At 32.5% G+C, this 23,682-nt stretch carries 20 protein-coding genes and 4 pseudogenes; 16 read left to right on the top strand and 8 right to left on the bottom strand.

The genetic code is table 11. The features are described 5' to 3' along the window. Positions 1-5 precede the first annotated feature (5 nt). Together araA and ABLV90_RS03220 are read left to right on the top strand one after the other, a co-directional pair. Positions 6-1,428: pseudogene (gene araA, locus ABLV90_RS03225) on the top strand (L-arabinose isomerase). Between the two features lie 72 nt (positions 1,429-1,500). Next, positions 1,501-2,912 (top strand): annotated as a pseudogene (locus ABLV90_RS03220) (sugar porter family MFS transporter). A gap of 153 nt (positions 2,913-3,065) precedes the next feature. On the opposite strand, the gene ABLV90_RS03215 reads toward ABLV90_RS03220, so the two are convergent. Continuing rightward, on the bottom strand, positions 3,066-3,197 hold the full coding sequence (locus ABLV90_RS03215; protein WP_002506432.1) for a beta-class phenol-soluble modulin: 132 nt from the start codon (positions 3,195-3,197) through the stop codon (positions 3,066-3,068). Positions 3,198-3,441: 244 nt separating this feature from the next. Between ABLV90_RS03215 and ABLV90_RS03210 the strand changes: the two genes are divergently transcribed. From ABLV90_RS03210 to ABLV90_RS03170, 9 genes and pseudogenes are all read left to right on the top strand, one after another. Further along, on the top strand, positions 3,442-4,167 hold the full coding sequence (locus ABLV90_RS03210; protein ID WP_427708208.1) for an ABC transporter ATP-binding protein: 726 nt from the start codon (positions 3,442-3,444) through the stop codon (positions 4,165-4,167). After that, positions 4,167-5,262 (top strand): annotated as a pseudogene (locus ABLV90_RS03205) (ABC transporter permease). The gene ABLV90_RS03210 and the pseudogene ABLV90_RS03205 overlap by 1 nt, the downstream one beginning before the upstream one ends. Before the next feature lie 206 nt (positions 5,263-5,468). Then, a complete protein-coding gene (locus ABLV90_RS03200; RefSeq protein ID WP_460872139.1) occupies positions 5,469-6,104 on the top strand; it encodes a LacI family DNA-binding transcriptional regulator in 636 nt (211 codons plus the stop codon). Positions 6,105-6,106: 2 nt separating this feature from the next. Beyond that, positions 6,107-6,457 carry a substrate-binding domain-containing protein gene (locus ABLV90_RS03195; RefSeq protein ID WP_460872138.1) on the top strand — a complete coding sequence of 117 codons (351 nt, stop codon included), beginning with the start codon at positions 6,107-6,109 and terminating at the stop codon, positions 6,455-6,457. Positions 6,458-6,565: 108 nt separating this feature from the next. Continuing rightward, positions 6,566-7,855 (top strand): histidinol dehydrogenase, encoded by a 1,290-nt coding sequence (gene hisD, locus ABLV90_RS03190; RefSeq protein ID WP_427705941.1) that lies wholly within the window; start codon positions 6,566-6,568, stop codon positions 7,853-7,855. 33 nt (positions 7,856-7,888) lie between these two features. Then, positions 7,889-9,202, top strand: coding sequence for a GntP family permease (locus tag ABLV90_RS03185; RefSeq protein WP_427708204.1), 1,314 nt, complete (start codon positions 7,889-7,891; stop codon positions 9,200-9,202). A 61-nt stretch (positions 9,203-9,263) separates the two neighbouring features. Beyond that, positions 9,264-9,926 carry a 3-hydroxyacyl-CoA dehydrogenase family protein gene (locus ABLV90_RS03180; RefSeq protein WP_460872137.1) on the top strand — a complete coding sequence of 221 codons (663 nt, stop codon included), beginning with the start codon at positions 9,264-9,266 and terminating at the stop codon, positions 9,924-9,926. Beyond that, positions 9,907-10,200: a 3-hydroxyacyl-CoA dehydrogenase family protein gene (locus ABLV90_RS03175; protein ID WP_460872136.1), complete on the top strand. Its 294-nt coding sequence runs from the start codon at positions 9,907-9,909 to the stop codon at positions 10,198-10,200. Before ABLV90_RS03180 ends, ABLV90_RS03175 begins: the two co-directional genes overlap by 20 nt. Positions 10,201-10,211: 11 nt before the next feature. After that, positions 10,212-10,976, top strand: coding sequence for an SDR family NAD(P)-dependent oxidoreductase (locus ABLV90_RS03170; RefSeq protein WP_427705947.1), 765 nt, complete (start codon positions 10,212-10,214; stop codon positions 10,974-10,976). A 233-nt stretch (positions 10,977-11,209) separates the two neighbouring features. On the opposite strand, the pseudogene xylE reads toward ABLV90_RS03170, so the two are convergent. From xylE to ABLV90_RS03135, 7 genes and pseudogenes are all read right to left on the bottom strand, one after another. Then, positions 11,210-12,659 (bottom strand): annotated as a pseudogene (xylE, locus tag ABLV90_RS03165) (D-xylose transporter XylE). Between the two features lie 20 nt (positions 12,660-12,679). Beyond that, a complete protein-coding gene (xylB, locus tag ABLV90_RS03160; RefSeq protein WP_460872135.1) occupies positions 12,680-14,038 on the bottom strand; it encodes a xylulokinase in 1,359 nt (452 codons plus the stop codon). A 138-nt stretch (positions 14,039-14,176) separates the two neighbouring features. Continuing rightward, positions 14,177-15,499 carry a xylose isomerase gene (xylA, locus tag ABLV90_RS03155; RefSeq protein ID WP_460872134.1) on the bottom strand — a complete coding sequence of 441 codons (1,323 nt, stop codon included), beginning with the start codon at positions 15,497-15,499 and terminating at the stop codon, positions 14,177-14,179. Positions 15,500-15,643: 144 nt separating this feature from the next. Then, positions 15,644-16,780 carry an ROK family protein gene (locus tag ABLV90_RS03150; RefSeq protein WP_427705954.1) on the bottom strand — a complete coding sequence of 379 codons (1,137 nt, stop codon included), beginning with the start codon at positions 16,778-16,780 and terminating at the stop codon, positions 15,644-15,646. A gap of 395 nt (positions 16,781-17,175) precedes the next feature. After that, the gene (locus tag ABLV90_RS03145) at positions 17,176-17,928 is read right to left on the bottom strand and encodes an amino acid transporter (protein ID WP_460872133.1); all 753 of its coding nucleotides are present in this window, start codon (positions 17,926-17,928) and stop codon (positions 17,176-17,178) included. A 4-nt stretch (positions 17,929-17,932) separates the two neighbouring features. Beyond that, the gene (locus tag ABLV90_RS03140) at positions 17,933-18,532 is read right to left on the bottom strand and encodes an ATP-binding cassette domain-containing protein (protein ID WP_460872132.1); all 600 of its coding nucleotides are present in this window, start codon (positions 18,530-18,532) and stop codon (positions 17,933-17,935) included. Beyond that, positions 18,529-18,813, bottom strand: coding sequence for an ATP-binding cassette domain-containing protein (locus tag ABLV90_RS03135; RefSeq protein WP_460872131.1), 285 nt, complete (start codon positions 18,811-18,813; stop codon positions 18,529-18,531). Before ABLV90_RS03135 ends, ABLV90_RS03140 begins: the two co-directional genes overlap by 4 nt. Before the next feature lie 526 nt (positions 18,814-19,339). On the opposite strand from ABLV90_RS03135, the gene ABLV90_RS03130 reads away from it, so the two are divergent. From ABLV90_RS03130 to ABLV90_RS03110, 5 genes are all read left to right on the top strand, one after another. Beyond that, entirely contained in the window at positions 19,340-20,653 is a 1,314-nt protein-coding gene (locus tag ABLV90_RS03130; protein ID WP_460872130.1) for a YhgE/Pip family protein, read from the top strand. 148 nt (positions 20,654-20,801) lie between these two features. Continuing rightward, positions 20,802-21,263 carry a MarR family winged helix-turn-helix transcriptional regulator gene (locus tag ABLV90_RS03125; RefSeq protein ID WP_069818108.1) on the top strand — a complete coding sequence of 154 codons (462 nt, stop codon included), beginning with the start codon at positions 20,802-20,804 and terminating at the stop codon, positions 21,261-21,263. A 156-nt stretch (positions 21,264-21,419) separates the two neighbouring features. Further along, complete coding sequence (locus ABLV90_RS03120; RefSeq protein WP_460872129.1) at positions 21,420-21,974, top strand: DUF4064 domain-containing protein; 555 nt, start codon at positions 21,420-21,422, stop codon at positions 21,972-21,974. Positions 21,975-22,172: 198 nt separating this feature from the next. Further along, a complete protein-coding gene (locus tag ABLV90_RS03115; protein ID WP_460872128.1) occupies positions 22,173-22,295 on the top strand; it encodes a hypothetical protein in 123 nt (40 codons plus the stop codon). A 411-nt stretch (positions 22,296-22,706) separates the two neighbouring features. Then, entirely contained in the window at positions 22,707-23,630 is a 924-nt protein-coding gene (locus ABLV90_RS03110; protein ID WP_427708194.1) for an AEC family transporter, read from the top strand. Positions 23,631-23,682 lie beyond the last annotated feature (52 nt).

Genomic DNA, 23,682 nt, shown 5'->3' with positions numbered 1-23,682 from the left:
ATAAAATGGCTACAACAAAAAAATTCTGGTTTGTGATTGGATCACAAGAACTCTATGGTGATGATGCACTCGCACAAGTTAAACAAAATGCACAAAATATTACGGACGAATTAAACGCGCAAGCACAATTACCGTTTGAAATAGAATTACAAACGAAATTAGCAATTTCTGCAGATATTATTACAGATATTATGAAAGAAGCGAATTATCGTGATGATATTTTAGGCGTGATTACATGGATGCATACATTTTCACCAGCGAAAATGTGGATTAGAGGTACTAAATTATTACAAAAACCATTGTTACATTTAGCAACGCAATACAACAATGATATTTCATGGGAAAACATTGATATGGATTATATGAATTTACATCAATCAGCGCATGGAGATAGAGAGTACGGTTATATTAACCGCCGTCTTAATAAGAAAAATGAAATCATTTTTGGACATTGGAAAAATGAAAGTGTACAAAAACAATTAAGCGAATGGATGGTTGTAGCCAATGCTTATAATGAAAGCTTTAACTTAAAAGTTGCAAGATTTGGTGACAACATGCGTAATGTAGCTGTTACTGAAGGAGATAAAATCGAAGCACAAATCCAATACGGTTGGACTGTAGATTACTTTGGTATAGGTGATTTAGTAGAATATGTGAATCAAGTAACAGATTCTGAAGTAAATCAATTATTTAAATCATATGAAGATTTATATGACTTTGATTACAGAGAGTACAGTGAAGACGCATTTAATGCTTCTGTTAAAGAACAAATCAAATATGAAATTGCGATTAAACGCTTTTTAGATGACGGTGGATATACTGCTTTTACTTCTAACTTTGAAGATTTACATGGCATGAAACAATTACCAGGTTTAGCAGTACAAAGACTTAACGAACAAGGTTACGGCTTTGCAGGTGAAGGCGATTGGAAGACTGTCGCTTTAGACCGCTTACTTAAAATTGCTGCAGAAAATGAAGCAACAGGATTCATGGAAGATTATACGTACGACTTAAGAAGTCATCAATCACATATTCTAGGCGCACATATGTTGGAAGTTGATCCAACACTAGCAGATACGAAACCTAAAATCGTTGTAAATCCCCTAGGTATAGGTGGTAAAGAAGATCCAAGCAAGATTAGTATTCGATGGAAAAGCAGGCGACGGCGTAGTTGTCACAATGATGGATCTTGGTACACACTTCAAGTTTATTGTGAATGAAATTACTGCTAAACAATTAGATGAACCTGCACCTAACTTACCAGTAGCTAGAGTGTTATGGGATGTTAAACCATCATTAGAACAAGGCGTGAAACGTTGGATTGAAGAAGGCGGCGGTCATCACACAGTACTGTCACTTAAATTGAATACATCGCAAATAGAAATATTATTAAACATGTTTGATTCAGAATATACATTAATAAATTAAATTACAGTAGATTTGTCGTTAATCAAATGACGTAATGTAAGGCATATTTTGTTTTAAAAAAGGGTGAATGGGATGAAAATAAACAGTAAAGTTTCGAATCGCTTTATCTATTTCTTCGGCGCTTTTGGTGGGATACTTTTTGGTTATGACATAGGTGTTATGACCGGAGCGTTACCATTTTTAAGAGAAGACTGGAATATTAATAGTGGATTTATAATTGGCTTAATTACTTCGTCAGTAATGCTAGGCGCAATATTTGGTGGTATTTTAGCAGGTAAATTATCTGATACGCTTGGTAGAAGGAAAATGATTTTAATTTCTGCAATCATTTTCATAATTGGTTCTGTTTTGTCAGGTATCGCACCACATGATGGTAGTTATTTCTTAATTATATCAAGGGTAATTCTGGGGTTAGCAGTTGGTGCTCGCATCAGCATTAGTACCAGCTTACATGTCAGAAATGGCTCCTGCCAAGTACCGTGGCCAATTGTCTGGTATGAACCAAACAATGATTGTATCTGGGATGTTGTTATCATACATCGTAGACTATTTCTTAAGAGGTTTACCTGTTGAAATGGGTTGGAGATTAATGTTAGGAGCAGCAGCAGTTCCGGCAATCATTTTATTCTGGGGCGTATTAAAATTACCAGAGTCTCCAAGATTTTTAATTAAAAATAATAAATTTAAAGAAGCTAAAATGGTTTTAAGCAACCTTAGAAATAACCAAAATGTAGATAAAGAATTTGAAGAAATAAACAAGACAATTCAAATAGAAAGTAAGAATAAAGTAAACCAATCATTAGCAACATTATTTAGTGGCAAATATAAATATTTAGTTATCGTCGGATTGGGTGTAGCTGCGTTCCAACAATTCCAAGGGGCAAATGCAATATTCTATTATATTCCATTAATTGTTGAACAAGCTACTGGTAGCTCAGCAAGTACAGCTTTAATGTGGCCAATTATTCAAGGTGTAATTTTAGTATTAGGATCATTACTCTTCATTTGGATAGCGGATAAATTTAACAGAAGAACATTGCTTATGTTAGGTGGTACTGTGATGGGATTATCCTTCATATTACCGGCAATCATCCATTTGTTCTTACCAAATGCGAATCCGATACTCATCGTGGTATTTTTAAGTATCTATGTAGCATTCTATTCATTTACATGGGCACCATTAACATGGGTGATCGTAGGAGAAATCTTCCCGTTAGCAATTAGAGGATTTGCTTCTGGTGCTTGCATCTTCATTAAATTGGATTGGTTCTTTCTTAGTTGGATTACTATTCCCAATTATGACAGTGTATTTCCCTCAACAAATCGTATTTGCGATATTCGGCATTATTTGTATACTCGGCGTACTATTTGTGAAAAAATTCGTTCCAGAATCTAGAGGACGCACACTAGAAGAAATCGAAGCAATCGGTGCTACACATGCGTCAAACAATGAAAAAGCACAAGCACAAACTGAAAAAGTATAGTTAAAATATTACTTTGAGGCTGAGACATATACTTATGTCTCAGCCATTTTTTTATTTTCAAAAATTACAAATGTTTAGAAGTTAAATTTAAGACCTTCTCTAAAAATATCACACGTGATTTTAGAGAAGGTCCTGTTTGTGAGGAAAATGACTTTATTTTAAGAAACCTAAAACAAAGTCTACACCGCTAGCTAATGCACTTGCAATGCTTGTACCCATAGTTACCCAATCATGAGCGATACCTGCTTGGATGGCATTATTTAGTGCTTCTATGATTGCTGACATATAAAACACCCCTTTCCAAGTATTTAAAATTAAAACAAAGTTTTAATTTATCAACTACAATATAAAATATTTCACTGTTAATTTGTACGAAATTGCCTAACTAGAGGATTTTTATGCCTAAGTGTAATATTACTTATTTTATTGGATTTGTAAGAATTAGTATTTTTTAGTGCTAAATTGATTTTACAAATGAGAGGTATATACTCGTTTTATAAACAATAATATACATGGGAGAGGGAACTCTATGGCTGACCTTGTAGCAAAGTTAACAAACGCAGTAAAATATTATGATCAAAAGAAAGTCTTAGATGGCATTAATATAGAATTAATTGAGGGAGAAATTTTAGGATTGATTGGTCCTAGTGGTTCAGGAAAAACTACGACAATAAAATGTTTAATGGGTATGGAAAGTTTAGATGAAGGACAGGCTCAAATTTTCAATAAACAAATACCAAATCGTAAAGTACTGAATGAAGTAGGCTATATGGGGCAAAGTGATGCGTTATATGAGTCATTAACAGCTCGAGAAAATTTAGTGTTTTTCGGTAATTTGATGGGGTTAAAAGGTAAGAAATTAGAAGAAGCAATTGCTGAAAATACAAAAATAGTAAATTTAGAACCTGAATTAGGAAAGGTCGTTTCTCATTTTTCAGGTGGTATGAAACGTAGACTTTCTTTGGCTATAACACTGTTAGCTAATCCCAACCTTATTATTTTAGATGAGGCTACGGTTGGTATTGATCCTAAACTCAGAAAAGATGTTTGGAAGCAATTGAATGGTTTAGCAAATGAGGGTAAATCGGTGATTGTTACGACCCATGTTATGGGAGAGGCGGAACGTTGTGATTGTATAGGCTTAATTGTTGAAGGGAAACTATTTACGATTGGAACCCCTCAAGAATTAAAAGATAAATTTGACGCTGATTCTATAGAAGAAGTGTTTATAAAAGCAGAAGCGGAGGTGCAATAATGAGATTTAAGGCGATTTTTATCAGAGTTATTAAAGAATTATTACGAGATAAAAGAACGTTAGCTTTAATGTTATTTGCACCTATTTTGGTTTTAACACTGATGTATTTTATATTTGATACTAATAATAAAACAAATATAAAAATAGGTATGAATGCTTCAGTACCAGATGAAATTGTGAACGCTTTGCCCTCAGATAAAGTAGATATTGAAAAATATGATGCGTCTAGCTCAATTAAAGATACAATTGTGGATTCAGAGTTGGATGCATATATTGAACAAAAAGGGTCTAATCTAGAAGTCACTTATAAAAATGAAGATCCAAGTCTTACAGGGTCAACGAAACAATTGTTAGCGAGTGCAATCCAAAAGAATAAGATGCAAGATATGACTAAAATTGTTGAAAAGATACCGGACAATATGAAACAAAGCAATGGACAAGAGACAGAGGCATTGAGCATAGATAGTCACTATCTTTATGGTGATGCTCGACAGTACATTTTTTGATAAAATATTTCCAATTCTCATTGGTTTCTTTGTCTTTTTCTTTGTATTTTTAGTTTCTGGTATAGCACTTTTAAGAGAACGTACGAGAGGGACTTTAGAACGTGTACTTGCAACGTCTGTTAAAAGAAGTGAAATTGTCTTTGGTTATTTAGCAGGTTATGGTTTGTTTGCGGTATTACAAACATTAATTATTGTATTTTATTCCATATACTTACTGAAAGTTGAGGTTGTAGGAAGTATATGGTGGGTATTATTAATTAATATACTTATTGCATTATCTGCTTTAGCTATAGGTTTGTTTGTTTCAACTTTTGCAAATTCAGAATTTCAAATGGTTCAATTTATACCGTTAGTTGTTATACCTCAAGTCTTTTTCTCTGGTCTTATCCCTTTAGATAGCATTGCTAATTGGGTTAGTGCTATTGGCTATGTATTTCCGTTAAGATATGCCGGTGATGCGCTGACTAATGTAATGATTAAGGGACAGGGATTTGAATTTATTTGGTTCGATATTGTTATACTGTTGCTATTTATTTTGATATTTACAATACTAAATATTATTGGACTTAAACGTTACAGAAAAGTATAAAGAATGATATTGAAATTTTATACACATTAAGATAAAAATCTAAAAACACTTTCGTGTAAATTCATATGTTATGGATGCTTACGGAAGTGTTTTTACTATTAAAATAGTGCAACATTTGAAATTCTTATTCTATAATGTAATATAAAGAGTTATAAAATATAGTGTGCTACATACAAATATGAAGACGTATAGATGAGGTGGTAAAGTTGAAAAAGAAGAATGTTTCAGCAGAATTGGTAGCTAAAAAAGCGAATGTATCACAATCTACAGTTTCCAGAGTTTTTACACCTGGTAAAAGTGTGTCAGAAGAAACAAAACAAAAAGTGTTAAAAGTTGCCAATGAATTAAATTATAAACCGAATGCTTTAGCTAGAGGTTTAATCACTAACAAATCTAAACTCATTGGTTTAGCTATGAAAAATAAACAGAACCCATTCTATCATGAAGTTTTAGCATTATTTACACAAAAGCTGAAACAATTTGGCTATTCTGTACTATTTGTATATACAGAAAATGAAGAAATTCAACAAGAAGAAATTAACCAATTTATTGAGTTTAATGTTGAAGCAATTATTATCACGGATGCAGTTTTATCGTCAGATTTGGTGAAAAAGTTAAAAAGCTCAAATATTCCAGTCATGTTATTTAATAGATATGATGAAACTTTAAATTGTAATTCAGTTTCAAGTGATAATATTTTTGCGACAAGATCGGTAGCCGAATATTTTTATAATCAAGGATACAAGCACAACTTGTACGTGTCAGGTCAACATAACACCTCTACAAATAGAGATAGATTATATGGCTTTAGGCAGTATTTTAGTGAAAAAAACAAGATATAGATGTGGTTGAGGGAGATTTCACCTTTGAGACAGCGTATAAAGCTACATTGAAATATCTAAAGGATGGCAACAGACCTCGAGGTATATTTGGCGCAAATGATATTACAGCACTCGGTGTATTAGAGGCAGTGAAGAAAATGAATATTGAGGTACCTAATGAAATTGAAGTGATAGGATTCGATGATATACGAATGGCTTCATGGCCCAATCATCAGTTGTCTACTTGGTCACAGCCACTGAATGAGATGATCGATGAAACAATTGAAATCCTATTAAAAGATAACTTAGATGAGATAGAACAAAGGAAGTTAAAAGGGAAGTTTAAATTCAGAAAAACAACGAAAACAATTTGACATTTGAAAGCGCTTACTATAACATAAAGTGAAATATTTGCATACGTATGCAAAGTTCTTTTTTTGTGTTTAATTGCATGCGCACGCACTGGGAGAGGGGATTTTTAAATGTCTTACAAACTAAAAAATGGTAAAAGCCAAGAAGAAATAAAACAATCTGATGAGAAGGTTAGTCAAATTGTAAGTGATACGATTAAAACGATTGAAGCTGAAGGGGATAAAGCTTTACGCGATTTGTCAGTGAAATTTGATAACTGGAGTCCAGAAAGTTTTAAATTAAGTGACGAAGAAATTGAAAGTATTGTTAATGATATTCCACAACAAGTTAAAGATGATATCGCATTCGCGCAAAATAACATTCAAAGATTTGCTGAAGCTCAAAAAGCTTCCTTACAAGACTTCGAAACAGAAAATTCACCTGGTGTCATACTTGGTCAAAAGAATATACCGGTTGATAGTGTAGGATGTTATATTCCAGGTGGTAGATACCCGATGATTGCTTCTTCGCATATGAGTATTTTAACTGCCAAAGTTGCTGGGGTGAAACGTGTTATCGCTTGTACACCGCCAATAGATGGTAAAATTCCCGAAACAACTGTATACGCAATGTACAAAGCAGGTGCCGATGAAATTTATATTCTCGGTGGTATTCAAGCCATGGGTGGTATGGCGATAGGTACAGAAACGATAGATTCTGTAGACATGATTGTTGGGCCAGGTAATGCTTTTGTGGCAGAAACGAAACGCCAACTATTTGGCAGAGTTGGTATCGATTTACTCGCGGGACCTACAGAAACATTAGTAATCGCAGATGAAACATCAGAACCTGAAATGATTGCTACAGATATACTGGGTCAAGGGGAACATGGGCCCACATCTCCAGGTGCGATTATTTCTACTTCTGAAGCAATTGCTGAAGCAGCTTTAAAAGAGATAGAAAGACAATTACAAACGTTATCAACAGCTGATATTGCAAGTGAATCTTGGAAAAATTATGGGCAAGTGATTATTGTAAAAGATGAAGCAGAAGCTGTAATAGAAGCGAATAAACTCGCTTTTGAACATGTTGAAGTATTAACTAAAGAACCAGACTACTTTTTAAATCATTTAACAAATTATGGCGCGCTATTCCTGGGTCCAGAAACAAACGTAGCTTATGGCGATAAAGTCATTGGTACGAATCACACACTACCTACTAAAAAAGCAGCACGTTATACAGGGGGCTTATGGGTAGGTAAATTTATTAAAACAGTGACTTATCAACGTATCACATCTGAAGAACAAAGTGCGGCTATGGGTGAGTATGCGGCGAGACTATGTGGTTATGAGAATTTTGCGGGACACGCAGAACAAGCATTATTACGTGTAAGAAAGTATGGAGATAAAGGAAATAAATAAAACCGTTTATGTTCTAAAGGGGGACATACTTATATGTTAGGTGTTATAGGATTAGTTGGTGGGTTAGTTATTTTAACTATTCTAGTAATGAGAGGCGTAAATCTATTAATCGCGGCGCCTTTATCTGCGTTGTTTGTTGGCGTTTTAAATGGTTTACCTTTATTTTCTCAACTTGCTACAGGTAAGGAAATGGATTTTGTTACAAGTTATATGGATGGGTTTTCTGGTTTTGTGACATCTTGGTATTTAATGTTTTTAACTGGAGCAATTTTTGGAAAAGTCATGGAAGACAGTGGTGCGGCAGAAAGTGTATCACATTGGATTATTAAAAAAATAGGCATGAAAAGAGCCGTTTTAGCAATTGTACTAGCCTGTGGTGTCTTGACTTATGGCGGGGTTAGTCTATTTGTAGTCGCATTCGCCGTTTATCCGATGGCTGTAAATTTATTTAAGGAATCTGATTTTCCAAGAAGATTTATTCCGGCTACTTTAGCTTTAGGTTCCACTACATTTACAATGACTTCAGCTGGGTCTCCAGAAATACAAAACTGGATACCGATACCGTACTTACATACAAGTCCATATGCAGGATGGACTGTTAGTATCATCACTGCATTGTTTATGTTAGTTGCAGGTTATCTATGGTTGATGCATATGATTAAAAAAGCAAAACGAAAAGGTGAATATTTTATTAGTAGAACTGGGGATCAAATGGAAGATAGGAATAAACTACCTAATCCATTTTTAAGTATGATTCCGTTATTTATTGTGTTGTTAGTATCATTTTTCTTACATGATGCATTAGAGCAATCCGCACTCATAGTCGCTTTAACGAGTGGTATCATCGCAACGTGGTTATTGAATAAAAGTTATTTTAAAGATTTTTGGAAAGCAGTCGGAAATGGTACTGAAGATGCATTGATTGCGTTAGGTAATACGTCAGCAGTTGTAGGTTTTGGAGGCGTCGCTAAAGTGACACCGGCTTTTAATGACGCTATTGATTATGTTACGAACTTGCCAGGTTCTCCATTAATTACAGGTGCATTTGCGGTAATGGTTATCGCTGGTTTAACCGGTTCGTCATCTGGTGGACAATCAATTGCCTTACCTATCTTAGCACCACACTATTTAGATATGGGTGTAAATGCTGATGCGATGCATAGGACAATTTCGATGTCTTCAGGCACGTTAGATTCATTGCCACATGGTGGATATACCGTAACGACGATTCGTTCTATTGCAGGTGAAACACATAAAGATGCATACGGGGCGTTTGGAGCTATGACAGTCGTTGTTCCACTCGTAGCAGTGATTATCGCAATCGGTCTATTTATGTTAGGTCTATAAAATACTTGGAAATTTACTGCGATAAATAAATTGAAATAGTTTAGCCAAAAGGGGTGTAATGATGGAGAATATTGCTGTATTAGGTAGTGGAACGATGGGACATTCAATCGCTCTATCTGTTGCTTGGGCAAATTATAAAGTTAAAGTTTACAGTATCAACTTGGAAGATTTAAAAAGAGCTGAAACAGAAATTGATAAAAAGGTACTGCTATTATATAAAAATGATTTAATTAGTGACGTTCAAATGCAAAATATCAAAAATAATATTACCTTAGACACAGATATTGAAGCGGTAGTGGAAGACACTACATTTATCATAGAGGCTGTGCCAGAAGATTTAACTATTAAAAGTGAACTATATGAAAAATTAAATACTTTATTAGATGAAAAAACCATATTAGCTAGCAATACATCTGGTTTTACATTACAACAATTAACTAAAAATTATAAATTTCCCAATCATTTTATCATCACACATTTTTGGAATCCCGCACATTTAGTTCCATTAGTAGAAATTGTGAAAAATGAAGACACAGATATTGAAACTGTTGCACGTACTGAAAATGTAATTAATGCTATAGGCAAAAAGCCGATATTAATACAAAAAGAAATATCAGGATTTATCGGTAATAGATTACAGTATGCGCTTTTTAGAGAAGCACAATCATTACTTGATCAAGGTGTAGCGTCTAAGGAAGATATTGATGCTCGCAGTAACTTATAGTGTAGGTAGAAGATACCCTGTCGTTGGTCCACTCATGACAGCGGATTTAGGAGGATTGGATGTTTTTAGTGCTATATCTGATTATTTATTTGAAGATTTAAGTACTGAAAAAGCATCTGGTAAAACTTTGAATAAACATGTTGGTGAAGGCAACCTTGGATATAAAACGGGGAAAGGGTTTTATGATTGGGGTGCAAGCGAGTCTCAAGAAATTATTGATAAGCGTGACGAAGTATTGATGTATTTTTTGAAGAAAGATCAAGAAAATAAATAGGATGATTTATAGTGCAAAAAAACTTTAATGATTTAGAAGGTAAGAATGTTATTGTAACTGGTGGCAACCGAGGTATTGGTCAAGAAATTGCAATCGATTTCGCTCAGCTAGGTGCAAATGTAATCGTTATAGCTAGAGATAAAGATTCATTAGATAAAACCTTAGATATACTGAATGAATCTAGTGGGCAACATTCGGTTTATGCGTTGGATATGACACAAATTGATCAACTTTCAAAAGTAATAGACGATATTGTTTCAAAATATGGAAAAATTGATGTACTTGTGAATAATGCTGGAATAAATATAAGTAAACCTGCATTTGAAATTGAGGAAAATGATTGGGAAAACGTATTAGATATTAATTTAAAATCATTGTTTTTTATCTCTAAGTTTGTTGGAAAATACATGGCACAAGAACAGCGTGGAAAAATTGTGAATATGGCATCACAAGTTGGTTTTGTTGGTTATTTTGATAGAGCGCCATATGCTTCAAGCAAAGGTGGCGTGATTCAACTAACAAAAGCACTTGCTGTTGAGTGGGCACAATACAATATCAACGTTAACGCAATTGCTCCAACATTTGTAGAAACAGAATTAACAGAGAAGATGTTCAAGAATGAAGCGTTTAAAGAAGACGTATTGGATCGTATCTTATTTCATAAAATGCCAAAACCTACAGATATTTCAGGCGCAGTCATATATTTAAGTTCACAACTATCAAATTTTGTTACAGGTGAAACGATTAAAATAGACGGCGGTTGGACAGCGATTTAGTTATCTTTTATCATAAATAGACTTCTATAATAAACCATTATTATGTTAAATAAAGTAACACAAAATACATTCAGTAACTTTTCATAGAAAAACACTTTCGCGTAAATTCATTTAAATGAATCTAGCGAAAGTGTTTTTTAATTAATTTTTACGATTTAGGTTAGTTCGTATAAATATATGATTGTTTTTTAAGTTTAAATCTGGTGGAAATATCTTCACATTAACTTCGAATTTTAATGTGCTGAGTTATTACTTTGAACTTCTTCTGCATGATTAGAAACTTGTTTATCTTTATCTTTAATCCAAACTTTTTCTAATTCTTCTAGTGTTTTACCTTTTGTTTCTGGAATGAATTTCCATACGAACAGGCCAGCTAGAATACTCATCAGTGCGTAAAATCCGTAAGTCATTGTACCGCTAATTTCCATCATAGATGGGTAAGTAGAAGTGATTGTAAAGTTTGCTAACCATTGTACTGCGACAGCTATTGCCATTGCGCCACTTCTAATTCTGTTAGGGAATATTTCTGATAATAGCACCCAGATAATTGGACCCCAACTCATCATAAATGATGCAGTATATATAACTAAGAATATTAAAGTTGTAATGCCAAACGCGCCATTAGCGACGAGTGCACTCATTCCGATCATTCCAACTGCCATGCCAGTAGAGCCGATAATTAATAAAGGCTTACGACCAAATTTATCGACATATAATATAGCGATAACGGTGAAGATTACGTTTACTAATCCCATCACAACAGTTTGTATCATTGAGGTATTCTCACCTGCACCTAAATTTTCAAAAATACGAGGTGCATAATATAAAGCCACGTTGATACCGATGAATTGTTGGAAGATAGATAATAGAATACCGATAATAATCACAGTTTTACCAAAACTAAATAATGGTGCTTTTACATCTGTTAATTTATTTTTAGTTGATAAGATATCGTTTAAAACGTTTTGTGCATGATTCTTAGAAGAGTATATTCTATTTAATACTGTAAGTGCTTCAGTATTTCTATTATTTAAAGATAAATACCTTGGTGTTTCAGGTACTAAAAATAATAAAAAGAAAAATGCAATTGCTCGGAATTGCTTCAGTCATAAACATGTAACGCCATCCGATTAGTTCAATCCAACTTTGAGATTGACCAAAAGTAATACCGTAGTTCACAAAATAAACGACTAACATACCAAATATAATAGCGAATTGGTTCCATGAAACAAGTCTTCCTCTTATAGAAGAAGGGGCAATTTCACTAATATACATTGGAGATATTGCAGAGGCTAATCCTACACCAATACCACCGATGACACGATATAGATTAAATGTTATCAGTAAACCAAGACTAGATTCACCCGGTTCAAAAAATAAAAACTCAGGATAGCCTGATAAAAGTGCAGAAACTATAAATAAAATAGCCGCTACTTGTAATGATTTTTTACGACCGAGCCGACTTGAGAAAATTGAAGATAACAAGCCACCAATAATACAGCCGATTAAGGCACTAGAAACTGTAATACCATGGACAAAGCTACCGTAATCTTTAGTTAAATATTTCTGGAGGGATTGTTCAGCCCCAGAAATAACTGCAGTGTCATAGCCGAATAACAACCCGCCAAGCGTTGCGATTAAAGCTATTTTAAAGATAAACTTCTTATTATTATAAGTTGACATATATCCATCCCCTTGATAAATCACTTAAATTTACTTAGTTTTTGAGTTACTGGTTGTGTAGCGTCATAGATTGTTTTATAAATATCAAATAAGTTGTGGTATGATTTACTATTTTCTTCAATAGGAGATACTTTTTGATTATATGTAATCCATGATTGACTCATTTCATTGAAAGTATCAAACCACGATTCACCCATGGCGGCTAACATCGCCGCACCATAAGCTGGACCTTGTTCTTCAGTTCTTGTGGTAATTGCCGCATCGAAAACATCTGCTTGGATTTGGAGCCACTCATGATTTTTTGCGCCGCCCCCGATAGAAACAATTTCCTTAATGTTAATACCGTTGTTTTTCATAATTTGAATGCTTTCATTTATAGAATATGTGATACCTTCGATAACAGAACGTTTCATATCGAGTTGTGTGGTATTCGCATCCAAGCCGATAAAGCTGCCTCTAACTGCCGCGTCATTATGTGGTGTACGTTCACCGAGTAAATAAGGTGTGTACATTAATCCATTAGATCCAACATCAGAATCAGAAATCGCTTTTAAGAATGCACTAAAATCTTCATCAGGGTCTAGTAGTTGTTTTAACCATTCCAGACTATAACCAGCGGATAAAGTTACCCCCATAATGTATTTTTGGTCAGGTACACAGTGATTAAAGTAATGCACATTGCCATCATTTTCATAGTCAGCATTATTTTCAATAGATAGTGCGACGCCAGAAGTACCAATACTTACCAATTGTTTTTGTTCATCTGTGATACCAGAGCCTAAAGCGCCACATGCGTTATCTGCGCCCCCTTGATAGACATTGATATCCCAATCGATATTTAAAGATTTTTTCACATCTTCAGTTAATTGACCACTTTTTTGATGAGAAGCAATGATATCTGGACAAATAGATGCGTCAATATCTAAACTATTTAGTAGTTCAGTAGACCAATTTTCTTCTTTCAAGCTAAACATAATTGTACCTGCCGCGTCTGAAGGTTCTGTAAAAATGTTGCCAGTTAATTTATAAACGATATAATCTTTTGGCAACATAAATTTATGGATTTTGTTGTAATTATCAATTTCATTATTTTTCAGCCACATTAGTTTAGGTAATGTAAATCCTTCTAACACAGTGTTTTGTGTGAATTTCAGTAGTGCGTCGAGACCTAATTTATTTTTGATTTCCTCAACTTCATTAGAAGTACGTGTATCATTCCATAAAATGGCAGGTCTAATGATTGCACCAGCTTGATCAATAACCACTAGGCCATGCATTTGACCTGAAAAACTAATACCAGTGATTTCTTTTTGTGCATATTTGTTTAATAAATGTTTTAAACTCTCAATTGTTGCGTCATACCAGATATCTGGATTCATTTCGCTGTATCCAGATTTAGGATGCTGACGTATGATAAGAGACGCTGTATGAATCTACAACGTCTCCATTTTTATTAACAACAATAGACTTTAAGGAACTTGTACCAATATCTATACCGATTACATAAGTCATTTTTATCAGTCTCCATTATTAATGTTTAAAATATATTGATTCATTTGAGCTTTAATTACTTCTAAACGATCAGAAGTGTTATCAATCTCATTAATGTTGAAAGCATATTCCTCTAATTCTTTAAATGAAGTATTACCTTCAACTATTTTTTTACCAATACCTTCAGCAAAAGATTTATATTTTTCATCTACAATGTTTTCAAAGAAATTATCTTCAATCATTTTGTGTGCTACTTTTAAACCAAGTGCAAATGTATCCATACCGGCGATATGCGTTAAAACTAAATCTTCTTGTTTGAATGAAGTTCTTCTTGGTTTAGCATCAAAGTTTAAACCACCTGGATTTAATCCACCATTTTTTAAGATTTCGTACATTGCTAATGTTGTATCGTAGACGTCAGTAGGGAATTCGTCTGTGTCCCAACCTAATAGTGGGTGACCTTGGTTTGCATCTACTGAACCTAATAAATCATTATCACGTGCATATCTTAATTCATGTTGGAAAGTGTGCCCGACTAATGTTGCGTGGTTTGCTTCAATATTGAATTTGAATGTTTTATCTAAGTCATATTTTTGTAAGAAAGCATGTGAAGTCGCAACATCAGTATCATATTGGTGTGTTGTAGGTTCTTTTGGCTTAGGTTCAATTAAGAATTGTCCTGTATAACCAATTTCTTCTGCATAGCTTTTAGCCAATTTTAAGAAATTAGCTAAGTTGTCTAACTCTAATTTCATGTCTGTGTTTAATAAACTTTCATAACCTTCACGTCCGCCCCAGAAAACAAAGTTTTCAGCGCCTAACTTTTTAGCGATTTCTAATGATTTCTTAACTTTTGCAGCGGCATATGCGAAAACTTCAGCGTTAGAAGAAGTTGTCGCACCATGTACAAAACGTTCGTGTGTAAAGTTGTTTGTCGTATTCCAAAGTAATTTTTTACCAGTTTGATCCATTTTTTCTTTAATAAGGTCTACAATGATATCTAAATTTTCATTAGATTCTTTTAATGTTGCACCTTCTGGAGCGATATCTATATCGTGGAAACAGAAATAATCAATACGTGTTTTTTCCATAAATTCGAAAATCGCATCAACTCTTGCTTTAGCTTTGTCCATGTCGTTTAAGTTATCCCAATCACGTTCAGCCGTACCAACGCCGAATGGGTCAGATAAGTCAGCTGTAAATGTATGCCAATAAGCCACACCAAATCTTAGGTGTTCTGCCATTGTTTTGTCGCCTACTTTTTCTTCGGGATTATAATATTTAAAACTAAAAACATTATTTGATTTAGGTCCTTCGTAATTTACTTTATCAATATTGAAATATGTCATGATAATCCTCCTATAACTAGTTGGTTAGTTTATTAAACAAACTAACTTTAGAGATAATATAGCACGGAAAATTATTTTTGTAAACGCTTTCTAAAATATTTCAAAAAATAACCCTTCTACAAAAATGTAAAAGGGTGTGTTTGTTTAGTTAGATTTTAATTGAATATCATCAATGTTTAATAATTTCTGCATAATTGCGATTGAGCCACCTAATAAGGTTGCGTGTTTCACATTCGTAGTAAGGTTGAGTTGTACGGAGTGAGTCGAATATTGATCTAGCTGTGTTTTAATCGAATCTAAAATAACAGGTAATTCATTGATTAATGTGCAGTTAACATAAATCATATCCGGATTAAATTGTGTATTTAAATTGTGAACTAATACTGCAATTTTGGTCGTAAAATATTCGATTTCTTGAATAACAATATCGTTATGTTGATGGTAAAGTTCAATAAGTTCTGGAAGTGATATATTTCGTTCAAATTGATTACTAATACTTTGAATTAATGCTTCTTGGGAGCAAATATTTTCAATTGTGTTGTATGTTTCACCGCTTTGAAGTACGAGCGTTTTACCGATTTCTCCAGCTTCGCCATTAGAGCCACGATATAATTTTTTATCGATGATTAAACCTGCACCAATGCCTTTGTGAATACTTAGAGCAATTAAATTTCTCATTTCTGAATTACTATGGATGCTTCTTTCATAAATTGCTGATAAGTTTGCTTCGTTTTCAATAATTACTGGAACTTGAGTCAGTGATCTTAACTCATCTGTAATGGAAATACCTTCACTTTCATGGAAGGGAAGGTGAATAATAGCTTGATTGTGATCTACAATACCGTGAATTGAGACAGACATACCCAACAAGCCATAGGAAGTATCATAACTTTCAGAAGTAGGTATATTTGTTTTTAATATAGCCAAGATACTACTCACTTTTTTGTCAGGTAAGTTATATGATTCATGTTTTAACACGGTACCATCAAAATAATTGTACATTAATTCTACAGAGCTATATGTTAAATCCATAGAAATATAATAACCATAATTTTTATTGATTTTTAGGAGGATTGGTTTGCGTCCGCCGCTTTTCGTACTATTACCTTCGCCCACTTCAATGACTAAGGATTTCTTTTTCAAAGCGTTTAATATATTAGAAATAGTAGCTTTATTGATTTCTAAATTCTTAGATATTTGAGTGCGTGAAATATTATGATTGTTGAAGATTTGTTTTAATACGCGTCTTTCGTTCATACTGATTTTTAAATTATTTTCCATTTTTTATTACCTCATATAAGTTTAAACAGGGTTTAAATGCGATTTTTGTCTAATATTACAACAGTGTAACACATTGCTCCAAAGTTATAGATTATAGATAAAGTTATGTTAGCGAGTAATATTAGTGATACATGTCTTATATTATATATTATAGTAGAGAGATTTAAAAAATGGTAATTGAAGATAAGATAAAACACAAAAATCATCTAAACATTTAAATGTTTAGATGATTTTATAGTGTCGACAAGATCTCCGACTTTGTTGGCAATCATTATATGCACTGCACGCTTTCCACAGGCACAGTCTGTAGTATCCAGTTAGTGATTTGAGCCGGCCCAAATCACTGTCATTCTTTAAAATATATTATAACCAATTATTCATTGTGATGTTTTAAGTTAATATTCTAAGCGTTTGAACAGTTTTAAACCTGCGAGATAACATACGATAGAGTAAACGAGTGTTATTAAAATAATAATTACGAGTTTAGTAAAGAATTCATTGATATTATTTGCTTCTTCATAGCTGTTAGGAAAGAAGTATTTAAATCCATGAATGAGCGGGGCAACAGACATTATCATTAATAATATCACCACGCCAAGTATGTTAAAACCTGTTGAGAGTTTCATAGATAACATGATTCCAAAGAAAACAGCTATTAATGTAATCCCATAGATACCTATAATGCCTAAAATATCACTGTAGTTAATACTCGCAAAAGATGATAAAAAATCTCCCGAAGCATAATTGAATTTAATAATGTATGTAAAATATAAAACTTGAGAAGCAATGAACAATAGGATGAAATAAATAACATACATAGATAATAAAGCAGCTATTTTAGAGTTATAGAGATATGTACGGCTAATATCTTTATAAAAAATTAAACGACCAGATTCATATTCTTCATAAAAAAGAAAACTAATAAAATATGTAACTAAAATTAATGGTACAGCAAATTGTGATTGAGCGACTAAAACGCCATAATAGAAATCTAGTCCGGTGAGTCCATTTGTTTCTCCATTAATTTGCATAAAGTTAGTAGGGAGGATGAGTGTAATTAAATATAAAAATGGATAAAGTGCAATTAAGTAAAAAATTAAAGCTGAATTGCGAGTGGATATATTACAAAATATATGTTTAGTAAGCATTTTCTCACTGCCTTTCAAATTCATCATAATGGTGATACAAATTATCTTGTTCGCTGACTGTATTTACTAATGTGTAATGATTAACTACATATTTCATAATATCGTTATACTCCGCAGAATCGATTTCAATAGAAATTTCATTCATAGAAATATTTTTGATTGTTGTAAATAGGTCTAATAATTCTTGTCTATGCTCAGGATAAATTTGTTCCTTAACTACAATTTTTAAAGCTTGGTCTTTGTTGTAATCAATATGATGAAGTTTGCCATTTTTTATAATCACGAATTTATCACAAACCTCGGATAATTCATTTAACTGGTGACTTGAAATAAGAAGCGCAATGTTTCTTTCTTCCACCCATGTTCTTAAAGCGCTAATGAGCGTTTTAACACCGTCAGGATCGAGACCAACAAATGGCTCATCCATAATTGCTAATTCAGGTTCATCTAGTAAACACATCGCCAAAGATAACCTTTGTTTCATACCAAAGGAAAAGTCTTTCACTTTTTTATTTTTAGTATGTGCAAGTCCAACAAGTTCTAGAACATTATCGATATTATCAAGATATTTTTCCTTATTATTTACTTTTAAGTAGTAAATCAAATTTTTTTAGCGGAAAAGTGTTTGAAATAAACTGTATCAATCATAATGCCTACGTTTTTCATAACGTTATTATTTTTAAAAATATCTATACCATTTAAAGTGATAGATCCTGAAGTTGGTTTTTTAGACTTAGCAATAATTTTCATTAATGTAGTCTTACCAGCGCCATTTTTACCGATTAATCCAATAATATCGCCTTTATTAATCGTTAAAGAAATACCATCAAGCACATTAAATTCATAATCTTTAAAGCGTTTATAAAGATTATCTATTTCAAGCATAATTACTACCTCCCTTTGTATAATAAAAATATCAGGTTTCATGATATTGAGAATAAAAGATAAAATTAAGTTTACTTAACTAGTATTAATCTATAAATAACACGTTTAAGGTTTATATTATATTTAATATAATGAATATATAAGGGGTGGTCAATATATATAAATACATATTTTATGAACAAATTATGTATGATGAATGCAATTAATTTACCAAATTTATATATTTTTCAGAATAAAACGCAACCTAGAAATATCAATATGTACTTCTATTAAACTGAGCTAAGTTACCATAGAGATATTTTTATATTTCGCTAATATTTTATGATTGACAAGTTATTTTCAAGAGCGTATTATATAAAAATGTACATGGGGTGTACTGTATAAATAAAAACACGCCACATATTGAAAAAATGGACGAATTCAAGGATTAACACGCTCCATAACGTAATATTTATAGCGTTTGGGATTATTTTCAAACTAATAGTACATGGGGTGTACATTTTTAAAAAAGAAAGGTAGATAGTAAATGTTTAATGAATTTAAATTTATATTTAGAAATAAAATGTTGATTGTATCTCTTATAGCCATAGCGCTTATCCCTCTAATTTATGTGGCACTATTTGTAGGCTCAATTTGGGACCCTTATGATAAGACAGATCAATTGGAAATATCTATTGTAAATCAAGACGAATCAGCCAAATTAAATGGTGAAAAAATAACAATTGGCGATGATTTGGTAGATGAATTAAAAGATAATGGGGATTTTAAATTCCAAACAGTTTCCGAGAAAAAAGCTGCACATGAATTGGAAAAAGGTAATAGTGTCGGAACAATTATTGTACCTAAAGACGCATCTAAAAATGCAACGACATTATTAGATGAAAATCCTAAAAAAATTAATTTAGAAACGCAAGTTAATCCGGGATCAAGTTACACGGGTAGTCAAACTGCTCAGAAAGCAATTGATACAGTAACAGACACAATTAAAGATGACATTCGTGAAAATTACTTAACTGAAATATTTGAGAGTACGAAAAAATCACAAGATGGTTATCAAGATACATCTGACGCACTTGGCGAAATGTCTAATGCAGAGTCACAATTAATTGATGGTAATCAGCAAGTCAGTGATGGCTTACAACAATTAGTCCCAGCCGTAGGTCAACCCGCACAGCAATTATTATCAGGTAATGACCAAGTTACTGATGGTTTAAATCAATTACAGGAAAATAATAATCAATTACAAGCTAAGTTAGATGAAGCAATCACGAGTCAGCAAGATGTTTCACTTGAAGATGACAATGAAAAAGCATTAAATAATGTGACAAAAACAAATGAAAATAATCCTACTGAGGCTGGCAATTATGGCGAAACAATTGTACCTTATATGGCGAGTGTAAGTTTATTTGTTGGAGCAGTGTCATTTAGTGCGATTTATCCTTTGAGAAAAACATTAAACAAAGGTGTTTCCTCAACTAAACAAGCGCTTGGTAAGCTATTACTTTATCTACTACAAGGTAGTTTATCAGCATTGTTTATGAGTAGCTGGGTTATATTTGCATTCAACATGTCGATTGACAACGTAGGACATTTCCTATTAGTGAGCTTCTTATGGGCTATTGCCGCAATAACGATTACGTCATTCTTAGCGTTATTCTTGGATAGAATTGGATTATTCTTATCCATGTTATTACTCATATTACAATTGAGTTCAAGTGAAGGTATGTTCCCAATTGAACTTTCAGACAGTTTCTTTAGATGGATTCATCCATTTTCTCCAATGTCCTATGCGATTCAAGGATATAGAGAAGCAATCTTTACCAATGCTCGGACACTTTGACTTTAGTTTCATTGTAATACTATTAAGTGCTATTATTATTGGAATGATATTATTACAATTCTTAGTGCTATTATGGTTTAACAAGAGAGAAAAAGTTCCGTTTTCAGTGGAATTTAAGTAAAGCTAAAGCAATATAGGGGTGAAAAGTATGGAAAATGAAAACATCAATCAAACGATAGAAGAAGCCATTACCAAATTTCAGTTTGTTATGTTGCATTTAAATAAAGAAATTGTAGAAATGATAAAGGAAACAGGTTTAGGTAATTTTCTATCAAGAGAACAAATTGAAGCAATGAGAATAATACAAACTGAAGGTAAAGTGACGATTAATGAACTTGCAATGTTGCAAAATATATTTAAAACGGCGGCTTCTAAACGTATCGTTAAATTAGAAGAAATGGGCTACGTTGAAAGAGCCTATACAGATAATAAACGTATTAAATTAGTTAAACTCAGTACAGAAGGGGAGACTTTTTTAAAAAAGGCAAATTCAGTTATGATTGAAGCTGTTAAAGAACGTATAGGTGACAAATTCACAACAGATGAAGTACATGAGTTTGTAGACCAATTGGCAAGACTTAATGACGCATTTAAAGCACATAAAAACTGATGAAAAAGGCTCGTATACAATGCGAGCCTTTTTTGTTATTTTATTATTTATCATTTCAAACATATTTTGTTTAGAATGAATAGACTTAAATATTAACAATTAGTATAATTAGCATTGTAATTGAAGCGAATAAATAGAAATAGGAGGCGCACGATTATGATAAAAAGAACAACTGAACGCGTACTCACATGGATAGGTATTGCATTGCAATTAATTGGTGTAGTACTTATCGCAGTTTTCATACCAATGATAGGTAACAATGAGGTAAAAGAAACAGTCATTCAACAAATGATGGCAGATGATCCAAGCTTCTCATATGAAGATGGTACAAATATCTTCGGTATGTTGAGTAGTTTATTAACAGCAGGTTTGGTTTTATCTATAGTAATTTTAATCATTGCAATCATTGGAGCTATTCTAATAAATAAAAAAGCTAAAGCAACAGGCATCTTACTTATTCTAGTAGGTGTTATTTCATTCTTAGGAAACTGGATAAATGCGGTATTATGGATTGTTGCGGGTGTTATGTTATTAGTAAGAAAACCAAAACAACCGATTCATGGCGATGGTGAAATGTATAATGACAATAAGCAAGACGCAGTGAATGAGCCATATGAAAGATCTAACTCTAATCAAGATCAAGATTTAAAAGACTTTGATGATTTAGATGGAAAACCGAAACAAGAGCAAAATGATCCATACAAATACTAATTAAACTCGATAATTAAATAAACCAAAAACAAACTAGGTTTCCATATGATTGGAAATCTAGTTTTTCAAATTACAAATATTATAGTCATATTCACATTCATAAAACCGTAAAAAATATGTTATATTTTAATAAAGAACTATTCTATTAAATTAATTGTTATCAGGGCTATTTTCTGATATTAAAATGGGGTGAAAAATATGATGATGGTAATTGGAATGCTATTACCTATTTTGGTAGTTGGATTTATAGTGATGTCAGTGTTAGAAGAGAAAAAAGAAATCGCAAAAAATAATATATTAAGTATTGGAAAGAAACACTAATCTTAGAATGCTTAATTACAAAATAGAGCTAATTTCTTCGTGAAATCAGCAATTTAATTGAAGGTTAGGCTTACCTCTGAGTGAAGGAAGACTAGTGGAAGTCTAATTCTCGACTCAATATGTGGAAATTATAGCGTTTTAGCTATTCAAAGTTCCAGATGACCAAGTTAAAAAGAGTCTGGATTTCAGAAGCCTAAAAATGAAATTCCATACATAAAATATTTATAAAACAACGGATTGTTTAACGTGAAACAATTTGTTGTTTTATTTTTTTACGTAAATGTAAGGATGAAAAAAGATTTTATTAGTCAGACAAACGGTAAATTAATTAATATTCTGCTATGATAAACTATAATAATTAATTTATATAAGTCTAATTCATATATGATTTTGAACAAAGGGGGGCATATAATGAGTGAAATGTTGTATATTTTACAAACTGTACTTTTACCTATTTTTATCATGATTTTTTTAGGATTTATTTTACAAAAGAAATTCACTTTAGATTTAAAAACACTAGCTAAATTAAATATATATGTGTTTGTTCCAGGTTTTATATTTGTGAAGTTTTATAAAACAGACTTTGCTATAAAGCTTTTATTTTACATAGTTATTTTCTTTATTTTGTATATGATCGTCCTATATGTCATTGGTAAACTGTTGTCTACTATTCGTAAAACAGATAAAGGGGAAGCTACAACGCTGACGAATAGTATTCTGTTTTTCAATTCAGGTAATTACGGCGTTCCAGTTAATGATTTAGTTTTTAAGGGCGATCCATTGGCTATGTCTGTGCAGGTTATTGTGTTGTCATTACAAAATATATTCACTTTTTCATACGGGATTTTTGCGATTCAGTCATTGCAAATTGGGAAATTAAAGGCGCTACTTGGATATTTTAAAATGCCAGTTTTATACGCTTTGCTGTTAGCTATTATTTTAAATTATAATAATGTGCCAATCCCAGAATTTATTTGGACGCCAGCAAATTACGTAGCGGATGCAATGATTGCTATTGCGTTATTATTGCTAGGTGCTCAAATTGCGAATATTAAATTCAGCTTTAAATGGTCAATTTCTTATATTTATATATTTGTGAGATTAGTTATTGGCCCACTCATTGCTTTAGTGATTATTAAGTTACTTGGTTTAGAAGGCGTGATTGCACAAACATTATTTATTGCTTCTGCTATGCCAACATCGGTAAATAGTTCAGTTATTGCACAAGAATATGATAACCATCCAGAACTTGCTGCACAATTGGTCTTTTTATCAACATTACTAAGTGCAGTAACAGTAGTCATCGTCATCTATTTTTCTAGAATTCTATTTTAAATATCTAGTCAACATTTTGGGGGCCGGAATACGAAATCAAATTTTGATTTCT

The organism is Staphylococcus sp. 2S1, assembly GCF_046721335.1.
Taxonomy (GTDB): Bacteria; Bacillota; Bacilli; order Staphylococcales; family Staphylococcaceae; genus Staphylococcus; species Staphylococcus equorum_A.
The sequence above is the reverse complement of the archived record's forward strand: the minus strand, read 5'-3'. Positions and strand labels throughout refer to the sequence as shown.

Excerpts from the sequence above, each read along its gene's own strand:
- hisD (WP_427705941.1), top strand. The coding sequence starts at position 6,566 with ATGTCTTACAAACTAAAAAATGGTAAAAGCCAAGAAGAAATAAAACAA.
- ABLV90_RS03150 (WP_427705954.1), bottom strand. The coding sequence starts at position 16,780 with ATGGAAAATAATTTAAAAATCAGTATGAACGAAAGACGCGTATTAAAA.
- xylB (WP_460872135.1), bottom strand. The coding sequence starts at position 14,038 with ATGAATCCAGATATCTGGTATGACGCAACAATTGAGAGTTTAAAACAT.
- ABLV90_RS03145 (WP_460872133.1), bottom strand. The coding sequence starts at position 17,928 with ATGCTTACTAAACATATATTTTGTAATATATCCACTCGCAATTCAGCT.
- ABLV90_RS03115 (WP_460872128.1), top strand. The coding sequence starts at position 22,173 with ATGATGATGGTAATTGGAATGCTATTACCTATTTTGGTAGTTGGATTT.
- ABLV90_RS03175 (WP_460872136.1), top strand. The coding sequence starts at position 9,907 with ATGCTCGCAGTAACTTATAGTGTAGGTAGAAGATACCCTGTCGTTGGT.
- ABLV90_RS03180 (WP_460872137.1), top strand. The coding sequence starts at position 9,264 with ATGGAGAATATTGCTGTATTAGGTAGTGGAACGATGGGACATTCAATC.
- ABLV90_RS03125 (WP_069818108.1), top strand. The coding sequence starts at position 20,802 with ATGGAAAATGAAAACATCAATCAAACGATAGAAGAAGCCATTACCAAA.
- ABLV90_RS03215 (WP_002506432.1), bottom strand. The coding sequence starts at position 3,197 with ATGTCAGCAATCATAGAAGCACTAAATAATGCCATCCAAGCAGGTATC.
- ABLV90_RS03130 (WP_460872130.1), top strand. The coding sequence starts at position 19,340 with ATGTTTAATGAATTTAAATTTATATTTAGAAATAAAATGTTGATTGTA.
- ABLV90_RS03135 (WP_460872131.1), bottom strand. The coding sequence starts at position 18,813 with ATGCTTGAAATAGATAATCTTTATAAACGCTTTAAAGATTATGAATTT.
- xylA (WP_460872134.1), bottom strand. The coding sequence starts at position 15,499 with ATGACATATTTCAATATTGATAAAGTAAATTACGAAGGACCTAAATCA.
- ABLV90_RS03120 (WP_460872129.1), top strand. The coding sequence starts at position 21,420 with ATGATAAAAAGAACAACTGAACGCGTACTCACATGGATAGGTATTGCA.
- ABLV90_RS03210 (WP_427708208.1), top strand. The coding sequence starts at position 3,442 with ATGGCTGACCTTGTAGCAAAGTTAACAAACGCAGTAAAATATTATGAT.
- ABLV90_RS03110 (WP_427708194.1), top strand. The coding sequence starts at position 22,707 with ATGAGTGAAATGTTGTATATTTTACAAACTGTACTTTTACCTATTTTT.
- ABLV90_RS03185 (WP_427708204.1), top strand. The coding sequence starts at position 7,889 with ATGTTAGGTGTTATAGGATTAGTTGGTGGGTTAGTTATTTTAACTATT.